10 protein-coding genes, 1 tRNA gene and 1 pseudogene are annotated in these 12255 nt (G+C 73.7%); 6 read left to right on the top strand and 6 right to left on the bottom strand.

What is annotated here, in order from left to right; translation table 11 throughout:
• Positions 1 to 107, top strand: a pseudogene (locus AC07D6_RS20235) (IS5/IS1182 family transposase); the annotation flags it as partial.
• A gap of 25 nt (positions 108 to 132) precedes the next feature.
• The gene (locus AC07D6_RS20230) at positions 133 to 696 is read left to right on the top strand and encodes a hypothetical protein (RefSeq protein ID WP_479046183.1); all 564 of its coding nucleotides are present in this window, start codon (positions 133 to 135) and stop codon (positions 694 to 696) included.
• A gap of 107 nt (positions 697 to 803) precedes the next feature.
• On the opposite strand, the gene AC07D6_RS20225 is transcribed toward AC07D6_RS20230, so the two are convergent.
• The 4 genes from AC07D6_RS20225 to AC07D6_RS20210 form a co-directional block, all read right to left on the bottom strand.
• Positions 804 to 876 (bottom strand) — tRNA-Arg (locus AC07D6_RS20225).
• Positions 877 to 928: 52 nt separating this feature from the next.
• Positions 929 to 2293: an FAD-binding oxidoreductase gene (locus AC07D6_RS20220; RefSeq protein WP_479046180.1), complete on the bottom strand. Its 1365-nt coding sequence runs from the start codon at positions 2291 to 2293 to the stop codon at positions 929 to 931.
• A gap of 145 nt (positions 2294 to 2438) precedes the next feature.
• Complete coding sequence (locus AC07D6_RS20215; protein ID WP_479046178.1) at positions 2439 to 3350, bottom strand: LysR family transcriptional regulator; 912 nt, start codon at positions 3348 to 3350, stop codon at positions 2439 to 2441.
• Positions 3351 to 3620: 270 nt separating this feature from the next.
• The gene (locus AC07D6_RS20210; RefSeq protein ID WP_479046175.1) at positions 3621 to 4931 is read right to left on the bottom strand and encodes a M6 family metalloprotease domain-containing protein; all 1311 of its coding nucleotides are present in this window, start codon (positions 4929 to 4931) and stop codon (positions 3621 to 3623) included.
• 200 nt (positions 4932 to 5131) lie between these two features.
• Here AC07D6_RS20210 and AC07D6_RS20205 point away from each other — a divergent pair, with 200 nt between their 5' ends.
• Entirely contained in the window at positions 5132 to 5863 is a 732-nt protein-coding gene (locus AC07D6_RS20205; protein WP_479046172.1) for a TetR/AcrR family transcriptional regulator, read from the top strand.
• A 245-nt stretch (positions 5864 to 6108) separates the two neighbouring features.
• Positions 6109 to 7641, top strand: coding sequence for an MFS transporter (locus AC07D6_RS20200; RefSeq protein ID WP_479046170.1), 1533 nt, complete (start codon positions 6109 to 6111; stop codon positions 7639 to 7641).
• Between the two features lie 43 nt (positions 7642 to 7684).
• Here the strand turns inward: AC07D6_RS20200 and AC07D6_RS20195 are convergent, their stop codons facing one another.
• Entirely contained in the window at positions 7685 to 8227 is a 543-nt protein-coding gene (locus AC07D6_RS20195) for a MarR family winged helix-turn-helix transcriptional regulator (protein ID WP_315880375.1), read from the bottom strand.
• A 108-nt stretch (positions 8228 to 8335) separates the two neighbouring features.
• Between AC07D6_RS20195 and AC07D6_RS20190 the strand changes: the two genes are divergently transcribed.
• Entirely contained in the window at positions 8336 to 9118 is a 783-nt protein-coding gene (locus AC07D6_RS20190) for a dioxygenase family protein (RefSeq protein ID WP_479046167.1), read from the top strand.
• A gap of 151 nt (positions 9119 to 9269) precedes the next feature.
• On the opposite strand, the gene AC07D6_RS20185 is transcribed toward AC07D6_RS20190, so the two are convergent.
• Positions 9270 to 10361 carry a questin oxidase family protein gene (locus tag AC07D6_RS20185; RefSeq protein ID WP_479046165.1) on the bottom strand — a complete coding sequence of 364 codons (1092 nt, stop codon included), beginning with the start codon at positions 10359 to 10361 and terminating at the stop codon, positions 9270 to 9272.
• Positions 10362 to 10905: 544 nt separating this feature from the next.
• On the opposite strand from AC07D6_RS20185, the gene AC07D6_RS20180 reads away from it, so the two are divergent.
• Positions 10906 to 11904, top strand: coding sequence for a sigma-70 family RNA polymerase sigma factor (locus tag AC07D6_RS20180; protein ID WP_315880378.1), 999 nt, complete (start codon positions 10906 to 10908; stop codon positions 11902 to 11904).
• Positions 11905 to 12255: the final 351 nt, after the last annotated feature.

The raw sequence follows: 12255 nt of genomic DNA, 5'->3' as shown, positions 1-12255 counted from the left end.
GCATGAAGAGCTGGAAGATCCTGCGCGACTGCCGACTCAGAGGCGACGGCGTCCACCACACCATGCTCGGCGTCGCCCGCCTGTACAACCTCACCTTCGCCGGATGACAGGTGAATGAGCAGGTCATCCGGCATGTCCAAGAGAATTTACGGGACACCGTCTAGCTGGTTCGGAAGCGTCGCCGGTGCGGCAGCGCTTGGTTTTACAGCCTTCACTGTGCGTCAACAGACCAAGCAGCTGAGGGCTCAGCAGGAGCTCAACGAGGAACAGCTCAAGAATCTGCGGCTGGAGCAGAAAACCCTCGCTGCTGAAGTTCATGACCGGCACACCGCCCAAGCACGAAGAGTGCGGTTCAGTCTTCAGGTAACACCAGGTCAGGACTTTCCTGATGGGCCGGAGAGCTGCTGGTATTCCACCGAAGTCACGAACCAGTCGGACGAAGCCGTCACCGATGTGACCGTTGACTACGGAGGCTTGGAAGAGTTGATGGCGGCTCGACTACAACCTGATCACATCCTCATGGATCAGCCATGTGTCGTGGGTCCAGGGCATGTGGTCGCCTTCCCTTCCCAGCCGACTCACATCGACCGCTTGGAGGAAATCTCACCAACGTGCAAGTTCAGGGACGCCACCGGCACCAAGTGGATCTTGGATGCCGATCATCGGTTGACCGAAGATACGAGCACAGGCCCCTGATACTGCTCGGAGCGCTGGCAGACGTAGTGGCACGCGTGTGGCACGGCGCCTGGAACGACCAAGGGCCAGCCCGGGAGGAAACCCTCCTGAGCTGGCCCTTCTGTCTGTGCCCCCGGCAGGATTCGAACCTGCGACACCCGCTTTAGGAGAGCGGTGCTCTATCCCCTGAGCTACGGAGGCGGGGTGGTCCCAGACAGGGTAGCGGATCGGGGGCGGGGGTGGCGGTGAGGGGCTACCGGGGGCCGCGGAAGATGCCGGACGGGTCGTACGCGGACCTCAGGGCGGTCAGGCGACGCAGGGTCTCCGGGGTGTGCCGGCCGGTGGGGAGGTCGGTGGGCCGCCGTTCGCCGTAGACGAAGTTCAGGGACCTGCCCAGGGTCCACGGGGCGACCGCCTCGTCGAGGCGGGCGTGGGCGGCGCGGACCGCTCGCAGGCCGGGGCCCTCCGGGGAGGACAGGACGCGCAGGATGTAGCGGGCGTCGCGGAAGGAGAGCGCGTTCGGGACCTCGGGGGGACGCGACAGGGCGCCGCCGAGGTGGCGCAGGTCGACGACGCACCGGACGGGGGCGTCCCGCCCGGCCAGTTCCCGGACCGCCGTCAGGATTCGCGGGTCCAGTTCGCTCAGCAGGACGCCGTCGCCGTCGTACGCGTGGGGGAAGTCCGGCTCCCGGTAGATCGAGCCCGAGGCGCTGTACGGCAGTTCGCCCAGGTGTTCCAGGAGTGAGGGCGCCAGGTTCCGCCACGGGCGCACGAGGTCCGGGCCCGCCGCCAGGTCCGTCGTGGCGAAGCGGACGTGCACCACGTGCCTGCCGCGCAGCGGCTCCGGGAGGGCCGGGAGCGGCGGGTAGTCGACCATGCCGAGGGACGAGGTCATCGTGTCCGGTACCTCCGCCGTCCACGCGCGGAAGAAGTCGAGCACCGCCTCGGCGTGCTCGTAGGCGAAGAAGATCCCGCCGCCGTAGACGCGCTCGACCGGCTGGAGGGCGATTTCCAGGGCGGTCACCACCCCGAAGCCGTCCCGGCCGCCGCGCAGCGCCCAGAACAGGTCGGGGTCGCTTCCGGCCGTCACGTGGCGCGGTTCGCCGTCCGCGGTGACGACGTCCACCGCCCGTACGTGGTCGGCGGCGTACCCGAACTCGCGGGCCAGTAGGCCCAGCCCGCCCGCCAGTGCGTAGCCGACGACGCCCACGTGCCCCGCCGATCCGCTGGGCGGGGCGAGGCCGTACGGTTCGGCCGCCGCGACCACCTGCTCCCAGCGCACGCCCGCCTCCACCCGCGCCGACCGGGACACGGGGTCCACCGCCACGCCCCGCATCCGCCGCGTCGACACGAGCAGGCCGCCCTCGTTCCGTACGGTCACGCCGTGGCCGGTGGAGTGGACGGCGACCGCCAGGCCGCGCGCCGCGGCGAAGCGCACCGCCGCCCGCACGTCCGCGGCCGTCTCCGCGCCGACGATCACCGACGGGGCGTGGCGGTACCCGGTCTGGAAACCGCTCAGTTCCTCCTCGTAGCCCTCCTGGCCCGGGAGAAGGACGGGGCCCGCCACCTCGTCCGTCAGCTGGCGGAGCCGGCCGTGCGCGTCGTGGTCGATCGTCATCGTGGAGTCCTCGCGGTCTTCGCGGTCTTCGTGGTCCGCGGCCCTCGTGGTGCTTGCGGGGCGGTCGTCGCTTGCGCGTCCCATCCTGGGCGCGGGCGGGGCCGGAGGTCCAAGACCTGAGGGTGATGGCTGCGAGAAGCGGCGGTTATCCGTCGCCCGTTCCCGCTGTGGTTCCCGCTGCCGGCAGCGCGGTCCTGGCGTGCGCGACGAACGCACGGGCCGCCGGGCCGGCCGGGCCGTCCGACCGCCACGCGAGCGCCATGCGGCCGCGGAACCGCGGGGAGGTGACCGTGACGGCGTGGAGCTCCCCGGCGAGGGCGGCGGCGAGTGACGCGGGCACGACGGCCGGGCCGAGGCCGCGGGCCGCGAGTCGGGCGAGCACGTGCGGGTCGCTCGCCTCGAACGCGACGCGCGGCGCGAACCCGGCGTCGGCGCACGCCTGGTCGAGGCACGCCCGCATGCCCGTGCCGCGCGGCAGGCTGACCAGTGGCCGCTCGCGCAGCGCCTCGACGGGCACGGCGGTGCGGCCGGCCAGCGGGTCACCGGGGCGGACGACGACCAGCGACTCGTCGGTGATGACGTGGAGGCCGACGTCCGGCGGGGTCACGGTCGTCAGGGCGACGACCGCCGCGTCGAGTACGCCGCGGTGGAGGTCCTCCAGGAGCCGGTCGGTGTTGTCCTCGGCCAGGGTGATCTCCACGGCCGGGTGGTCCTCGTGGAAGGACGCGAGCAGTTCGGGCAGGTCGACCGACGAGCAGGAGCGGACCATCCCCACGGACACCCGGCCGCGCAGCAGCCCGGTGAACTCGTCCACGGCCAGCCGCATCCCGGTGACCCCGGCGAGCGCCCTGCGCGCGTGGGCCAGGACCTCGGCGCCCACCTCGGTGAGGCGCACGGTACGCCCCGACCGGTCCAGCAGTTGCTCCCCGAGCTCCTGCTCCAGGCGCCGGATCTGCGCGCTCACACCGGGCTGCGCCACGTACAGCCGCGCGGCGGCCCTGGTGAAGCTCCCCTCCTCGGCCACGGCGACGAAGTACTCCAACTGGCGCAGCTCCATGGCCGTCGAGGCTAGCAACGCCGCCGGTCGCGCCGGGCCGCCCCCGGCCCTGTGTCCCCGGCCCCGGTCTCGTACGCCTTCCGTACCCGCACGGCCTCCCGCGCGGTCCTCCGGAGGCCGCACCGGCCCCGGACACTCGTGCCGCCTCCTGGTGCCCGAGCCGCCTCCCTGGACCCGCACTACCTTCCCGGCGCCCCCGCCGTCTCCCGTGCCCGGTCGTCTCAGCGGCAGGCCACCCGCGCCCGCACCGCCTCCCGTGCCCGCACCGTCTCAGTGGCGGGTCACCCGTACCCGGTACGCGCCGTTCCGTTCCCGGGACAGGATCGTCACCCGCACCCCGGCCGCCTCGTCGTGGAACGTCTCGCCGGGGCCGTACGGCGCGTCGGACAGTTCGGCGTGCACGTTCGGGCGGCGGGTGCAGCCGCCGCTGTCGCGGTCGCCGTCCTCGATGGTCACGGGGCCCTGGCCCGTGTCCACGTCGGCCCGCACCCGGTAGATCAGCACGCCCGGATCGCACACCGCCTCGTCGTTGCCCTCGCGGGTGCGGACCTCCAGCACGTACCCGGCCAGCTCGCCCAACGGGACGACCGCCAGCTTCACGCCGCGCCCCGCCCGGGCCAGCGGCGTCAGCGTGTACTCGCGGGTGCCGCGCTTCGACGCGCAGCGCACCTGGTGGCCGTCGAGCCAGCCCAGCTTCCACTTGTGCCAGCCCAGCAGGTCGTTGTTGGCGCCCCAGTCCTCGGACATGATGTCCCAGTGGCCGACCGCCGCCCCGCCCTCGGCGGTGTACAGGTCGGGCAGGCCGAAGACGTGGCCGTTCTCGTGCGGCAGCACGCGGTAGCCGGTCTCGTGGAAGGAGCCGGAGCCGTCGTCCTGGCGGCTGTACACGAACGACGTGTTGGCCAGCGTCACCCCGTCCGCGCTGGGCGCCTCGCCGTTCCCGGAGAACGTGACGGACAGGACCGTGTCCAGGGCCGACGGGCCCGCGTTCGGCGTGACCAGGATGTTGACCAGGTCGTACGTGCTGAAGTCGACGTGTTCGTCGGCCGCCTCGACGATGTGCTCGACCAGTTTCCGGTACCCCGGCTCGTACGGCGCGCCGCGGTCGATGCCGTACGCGGGGAACGGCAGCGGCATCCGCAGCCAGGTCGGCACGGGCGCGTACGGGACGTACCGCAGCCGCCCGTACGAGCTGACGCGGAACCAGTCGGTGGTCTGCGGGAAGAACTCCGCGAACCGGTGCATCGCCGGGCCCTCGCCGGGCGCGTCCGGGAAGTCGATCATCAGGTTGAGGGCGCGGACCACACCGGTGGAGCGGGCGTAACCGGGCGGGGTGGGGATGCCCTCGGACATCTGCACGCCGGTCTCCGCCCGTATGCGGCACGCGGCGAGGTTCCCGGCGTCGGCGGCCTCCGCGAGCGCCCGCGCGTCCGGGTCGGAGGCACCCGCCCCCGTGGTGCCGGGGGCGGGGGAGTGGAGCGTGGAGCTCGCCGTGGCGAGGGCGGCCACGGCGAGGGCCGTGACGGTTCCGATCGCGGCCGTCCTGCGTATTCGCCTTCTCCGGCTGGTCGGCTGCTGCATGCCCACAGCCTCTTCCGGGTGGTGCGGGGGCGCTCGCCGGGTGGCCCGATCGTGGGAACGCGCCGGGAGGGTGACGCAGGTCACGTGGGGGTGGGAAATAAGCGGGGACGATCTCCCCGTTTGCAAGGGTGCCGCCGGTAAGCGGGGAGGGTTTCCCCGGTTGACGGCGGCTCCATTCGAACGGAGTGAGGAGCGCAGCCGTGACCGCCACGACCACCGCGGGTACCGCCGTCCGGGCGACGTGCGCGGCGCCCGGTGCGCCCGACGGGTCCGCGGCGGCCACCGGGTGCGGTGCCGGCGCGCGCCGCGCCGCCCGGCCCCGGGCGGACGCGCTGCGCAACCGGGAGCGGATCGTCGCGGCCGCGCGGGAGACGTTCGTCGAGTCCGGGGCGGAGGCCGCGCTCGACGAGATCGCCCGCCGCGCCGGCGTCGGCAACGCCACGCTGTACCGGCACTTCCCGGACCGCGCTGCCCTCGTCCACGAGGTCGTCGTCTGCGTCATGGCCCGCGTCACGGAGAGCGCCGAGCGGGCCGCCGCCGAGGAGGCCGACCCGTTCGCCGGGGTACGGCGCTTCGCGCACGAGGCGGCCGACGAGCGGATCGGCGCCCTGTGCCCGATGCTCTCCGGCACCTTCGACCCCGACGAGCCCGGCATCGCCGCCGCGCGCGACCGGATGGAGGGCGCCGTGCAGGGGCTGTTCGAGCGGGCCCAGGCGGCGGGGCGACTGCGTCCCGACGTCGCCGTGGGGGACCTGCTGGTCGCCCTGTCGCAGCTCACCCGGCCGCTGCCGGGCACCGCGTGTCCGGTCAACGACCAGTTCGTCCACCGTCATCTCCAGCTCCTGCTCGACGGCTTGGAGGCCCCCGGCCGCTCCGAGCTGCCCGGCGCCCCGGCGACCCTGGAGGGCCTCCGGCAGCAGAGCCGCCCCTGACCCCCACCGGCCGCCGCCCCGACGCGGGACCCTGACGCGAGGCCCCGGCGCGCGACCCCCGGCACCACCGGGTCCGGGGCCGCGCCCCCGCTCCGGTGCCGGCCGCCGCCGGCCCCCCAACCCACCGACCGCCTACCGCCTGCCGTCCGCTGTTTGCCGTCCGCCGTACGGCATCCCTTTGCCTTCCTGACCTCCACTTTTCGTGCCCTCGTACTTTTCTGACGACCTATTAGGTGGCTACGCCCATGTCGAAAACGCCCGAAGCAGCCGGAGTGCTGCCCGATCCGAACCGCTGGAAAGCGCTCGTCTTCATCGCCCTGGCCCAGCTCATGGTGGTCCTCGACGCGACCATCGTGAACATCGCGCTGCCCTCCGCCCAGCAGGACCTGGGCATCTCGGACGGCAACCGCCAGTGGGTCATCACCGCGTACGCCCTCGCCTTCGGCGGGCTGCTGCTGTTCGGCGGGCGGATAGCCGACCTGTGGGGCCGCAAGCGGACGTTCACCGTCGGCCTGCTCGGCTTCGCCGCCGCGTCCGCGCTGGGCGGGGCCGCGACCGGTGAGGCGATGCTGCTCGGCTCCCGTGCCCTGCAGGGCGTGTTCGGCGCGCTCCTGGCGCCCGCCGCGCTCTCCCTGCTCGCCGTGACGTTCACCGAGGGCCGCGAGCGCGCCAAGGCGTTCGGCATCTACGGCGCCATCGCGGGCGGCGGCGGCGCGGTCGGCCTGATCCTGGGCGGCCTCCTCACCGAGTACCTGGACTGGCGCTGGACGTTCTACGTCAACATCCCGTTCGCGATCGTCGCCGCGGCCGGCGCGTACTTCGTGATCCGCGAGCCCGCCGGCGGCCGGAACCGCTCGCCGCTCGACCTCCCCGGCGTCGTCCTGTCCACGCTGGGCCTGGTCGCGCTCGTGTACGGCTTCACGCGCGCGGAGTCGGAGGGCTGGACCGAGGCCGGGACGCTGGGGGTCTTCGTCGCCTCCGCGGTGCTGCTGGCCTCGTTCGTCGCCGTCGAGTCGCGGGTGAAGCACCCGCTGCTGCCGCTGCGCGTGATGACCGAGCGCAACCGCGGCGGCGTCTACCTCTCCCTGGGACTCGCGGTCATCGCGATGTTCGGCCTGTTCCTCTTCCTCACCTACTACCTCCAGGTGGTGAAGGGCTACTCGCCGCTGAAGACCGGCTTCGCGTTCCTGCCGATGGTCGTCGGCATGATCACCGGTTCCACCCAGATCGGCACGCGGCTGATGACCCGCGTCCCGCCGCGGCTGCTGATGGGCCCCGGCTTCCTGACGGCCGCCGTCGGCATGCTGCTGCTGACCCGGCTGGAGATCGACACCTCGTACGCGGGCCTGATCCTGCCCGCGCAGCTCCTGCTCGGCCTGGGCATGGGCACGGCGTTCATGCCGGCGATGTCCCTGTCGACGCACGGCGTCCAGCCGCGTGACGCGGGGGTGGCCTCCGCGATGGTGAACACCTCGCAGCAGGTCGGCGGCGCCATCGGCACGGCCCTGCTCAACACGATCGCCGCCTCCGCGACCACCGCGTACCTCACCGCCCACGCGGCGTCGGCCACCTCGCCGCAGGCGCAGCGGCTGGTGCGGCTGGAGGCCATGGTGGAGGGCTACACGTCGGCCATCTGGTGGGCGGTCGGCATCCTCGTCGTCGCCGCCTCGATCGCGCTGACGCTGGTCAACACCGGCCGGCCGGACCTCGCCCCGCGCGGCGCGGCGAAGGACGGCGCGCCCGGCGACGAGGTCCAGGTGCCGGTCCTGGCCCACTGAGCCCGAACCGCCCCCCGGCGGCCCCTGCCCTGGTCCCGCGCCCTCAGCGGAGCCAGGGCAGGTCCGCGTTCGGGTCCGACGGCTCCAGCGCCTCGGCCACCACGCGCATGATCGCGCCGAGCTGGTCGACCTGCTCGGGCGTGAGCCGGTCGAACATCGCCTGCCGCACGGCCTCGACGTGGCCGGGCGCGCTGCGGCGCAGCACCTCGAAGCCCTCGTCCGTCAGGTACGCGTTCTGGCCGCGCTTGTCGGAGGGGCAGTCCTCGCGGCGCACCCAGCCGTTCTTCTCCAGGCGTGCCACGGCGTGGGAGAGCCGGGAGCGGGTGATCTTCGCGCCCTTCGCCAGCTCCGTCATCCGCATCCGGCGGCGGGGCGCCTGGGAGAGCTGGACGAGCAGCCCGTAGTAGACGTGCGGCATCCCGGCGTCGCGCTGGAGCTGCCGGTCGAGGTGGTCCTCCAGGAGCGTGGTGGCGTGGACGTACGACCGCCAGACGCGCTGCTCGCGGTCGGACAGCCAGCGCGGCTCCGCCTGGGCGCCCGGCGCCGTCCCGGACGCGCCATCCTCATTGATGGATGCGGTGTTCATGCATCCACTCTACTTCTCGTTGAAGTTTCAAGTAGAGGGCGCTACCGTGGGGTCATACGAGCTTGAAACTTCAAGCAACTGGCTCTCGCGATGCGAAGGGGACCCGCCATGACCGACACCGCCGCGCGGATGCCCGCCCTCTACCTCTCCCACGGCGCCCCGCCGCTCGCCGACGACCCCGTCTGGCCCGGCCAGCTCGCCGCGTGGGCCGCCGTCCTGCCCCGGCCGACCGCGATCCTCGTCGTCTCCGCCCACTGGGAGGAGGCCCCGCTCGCCCTCGGCGCCACCGGGACCCTGCCGCTCGTGTACGACTTCTGGGGCTTCCCCGAGCACTACTACCGCGTCCGGTACCCGGCCCCCGGCGCACCGGCGCTCGCCGAGTCGGTCCGCAAGCTGCTGCGCGCCCCCGGTACGCCCGTGCAGGACATCCCCGACCGGGGCCTCGACCACGGCGCGTACGTGCCGCTCGTCGAGATGTTCCCGAACGCCGACGTCCCCGTCCTCCAGGTGTCCCTCCCGACCCTCGACCCGGCCCGGCTGATGGAGCTGGGCCGCAGGCTGGCACCGCTGCGCGACGAGGGCGTGCTCATCGTCGGCAGCGGCTTCTTCACCCACAACCTCGCCGCGCTGCGGCAGGGCGGCGTCCCCGCCTGGTCGGCCGAGTTCGACGACTGGGGCCGCCGCGCCCTGGCCGAGCGGGACGTGGACGCCCTGCTGGACTTCGCGCACGCGTCCCCGGCCGGGCGGCTCGCCCACCCGCGCACGGAGCACTTCGCGCCGCTGTTCGTGACCCTCGGCGCCGCGGACGCGGCGGGCGACCTGGACACGGGCCGCAGCGTGATCGACGGGTTCTGGATGGGACTGGCCAAGCGGTCCGTGCAGTTCGGCTGAGGTCCGGTCGGTCGGGGCTCGGTTGGTTGAGGTCCGGTCGGTCGGGGCTCGGTCTGCTGAGGTTTGGTTGGTTGGGGTCCGGTTGGTTGGGGTTCGGTCGGTCAGAGCCCGGTCGGTTGGGCTCAGTCGGGCAGGGCCCGGTCGGTTGGGCTCAGTCGAACTCCGGGGCGATCAGCTCGACCGACCGCAGGGCGGCGGCCAGGGCGGCCGGGCCGCCCACGTCGAGCGCGGTGTCGGCGAACTTGATGGTGTGGTCGCCGCCGTGGAGGGCGGCCCGCTCGAAGACCTCCTCCGCCGTCGGGACGGCCGCCGTCCCCCGTGGCGCGGGCGCCGCCGGCGCGTACGCGGCCGTGACCGCCGCGCTCGCCGCCCACGCCGCGCCGACGCTGGGCGCCCACAGCTCCCGGGGCAGGGCCGGCAGGGCGCGCAGCACGGCGTTGGGCGCGGTCGCGGCGTGGACCAGCATGACCGGCTCGCCGTGCGCGTGCGTGGCGTACCGGTGGGTGGCGGCGGCGACGAGCTCGGTGAGGCGCTCGCGCGCGGTGTCCGGGTCGCCGGGCGCGGTGCCCCACTGCGGCAGGGCGGTGAGCTGCGCCAGCCGGTGCCGGATGCCCCCGGCCTGGTCCGGAACGGCCGGTACGGCGTCCAGGGCGGCGGCCGCGGTGGGCGCCGGGGCCAGGGCGGTGAGCGGCGGCAGGGGCTGGTGGCGGGCGGCCCAGTAGCCGAGGGCGTGCGCGAGTTCGGTGACGCGCGGGGCGGTCTCCTCGGTGGTGAGCAGGGTCCGTACGGCGTGGCCGACGCGGATCACCGGGTGCGTGGCCCCGCCCGCGATGCCGGGCAGCAGGCGCGGCCACCACTCGGCGAGGACCTCGCGCCACGGCCGCTCGGCGGTCTCCCGCTCGAAGTGCCCGGCCCAGTCCGCGATCCTGGCCGGGTCGCCCAGCGCCTCGCGCCAGTTCTCCCGCGTCACGCGCGCGGAGGGGGCCGGCATGTCCTCCAGCCGGGTCCGGTACGCGTCGAGCCAGCGGTGCACGCGCGGCGCCTGGCCGCGCCGTACGAGCGCCTCGACCGCCATCGGCGCGTGGTTGCTGAGCCATCCCTGCCGCTCGGGGCCGGAGGCGTGCAGCCGCTCCAGCGCCTCGTCGAGGACGCCGGTGGTGTCGGGGGCGCCGGGCGTGCCGGCCGTGCCGGTGGTACCGGCGGAGTCGGGGAGCGGGGTCTTCCTGCTGGTGGTGTCCTCCATGCCCGGACCCTAGGCGGGCGCCGTCCCCCGGCGGAACGGGCGATGGGCCTAGTCCCGGGGCCCGAGCGGCCTCCCCCGCGGTCCTGGTCCCGTACGAGACGATCCGGGTACGAGGCGATCTGGATACGAGGCGATCCCGGCCGGAAGGTTCCGGGCACCCGTGTCGTTGTTCCGGGCAACCGGGACGCGGCGACCGCCGTCTTCCCGGTCGGAGGGCGACGGTTCCCGGCCAAGGGCGCTGGCCGGCCAGGGGTGGCCGGGGCGAGGCCGTCCGGGGAGGGCGCTGTACCACATGTGACGGCCGTCTCACGCGCGGGGTCCGTACGGCTCCGCGCGAGTCGGCGGACCGGCCTCCGTCCCCGCTCCGACCTGCGCTTCTGCCCGGTCGACCGCCGGGTGTCCCGCCTCCCGGGCGGCACAGGGTACTGCATGATCGGCGAAATCGATGGGCGGCATGGGAATTCTGTCCCGATTCCAGTCGTTGTTTCCGTCGGATGCAGGGCACCCGGAAGGGTGTCGCGACCTACTCAGTAAGGGAGCTCGCATGGCAACCCGTGCCGTCGCCCGTCCGGAGACCGCCACCACCGGGACCGATCGGGCCAACAGCGTTCGCGCCGTGGGCGGGGAGATCGCCGACCGCGACCTGGTCGGCATGTACCTCGACGAGATCGCGCGCACGCCGCTGCTCGACGCCGCCAAGGAGGTCGAGCTGTCCCAGATCATCGAAGCGGGCGTGTACGCCCAGCAGATCCTGGACGGCGAGGTGGAGACCGAGGCCGGTGGCGCGACCCGGGAGGAGCTGGAGCGCCTGGTCGCCGAGGGCGAGCGCGCGAAGGACGTCTTCATCCGCTCCAACCTGCGTCTGGTGGTCGCCGTGGCCCGGCGCTACCCGCGCAGCGGGCTGCCCCTGCTGGACCTGATCCAGGAGGGCAACGCCGGCCTGGTGCGCGCCGTGGAGAAGTTCGACTACACGAAGGGCTTCAAGTTCTCGACGTACGCGACGTGGTGGATCCGCCAGGCCATCACGCGGTCCATCGCGGACCAGTCGCGCACGATCCGGCTCCCCGTCCACCTCGTGGAGGAGCTGGGCCGCATCCGCCGCGTGCAGCGCGAGTTCAACCGCGAGCACGGCCGTGAGCCGGAGCCCACCGAGATCGCCGCGGAGCTCGACTCCACCCCGGAGCGGATCTCCGACGTGCTCGACTGGGCCCGCGACCCGGTGTCGCTGAACATGCCGGTGGACGACGCCGGGGAGACCCAGTTCGGCGACCTGCTGGAGGACACGTCGGCGGTGTCGCCGGAGCAGTCGGTGCTCACGCTGCTGCGCAGCGAGGAGCTGGAGGACCTGATCGGCCGCCTCGACCACCGCACGGCGTCCATCATCCGCATGCGGTACGGCATCGAGGACGGCCGTGAGCGGACGCTCACGGAGGTCGGCAAGGAACACGGCCTGACCCGCGAGCGCATTCGTCAGATCGAGAAGCACGCCCTGCTGGAGCTGAAGCGCATGGCCCGCGACACGGGCTTCGACGCGGCGGCGTGACCCTGTGCCCCGATGACCCGGTGGTCCACGACCCGGTGACCCGGTGATCCCCCAGACCCGCCGTCCCGCCCGGATCCCCCCAGGGACGGGACGGCGGCCGGACCCGCAGCCCCCCGCCTCCCCCCCCGGCGAGGGGCTGCGGTCTGTCCGGCGCCCCGGCGTCCCGCTGTTCCCTGGTGTCTCACCGTCCCCCGGCGTCCCGAGCTCGGTGCCCTGCGCCACCCGGCCCCGGTGCCCCGCTCCCTGGCTCCACGGCGTCTGGCGTCCCGCCCCCGGTGCCCCGCTTCCCCGCCCCTGCCCGCTCAGCCGTGCCCCGCCCCGGCGCCCCGCTCCACGGCGTCTGGCGTCCCG

It is taken from the genome of Streptomyces sp. NPDC045287 (assembly GCF_056432325.1).
The sequence above is the reverse complement of the archived record's forward strand: the minus strand, read 5'-3'. Positions and strand labels throughout refer to the sequence as shown.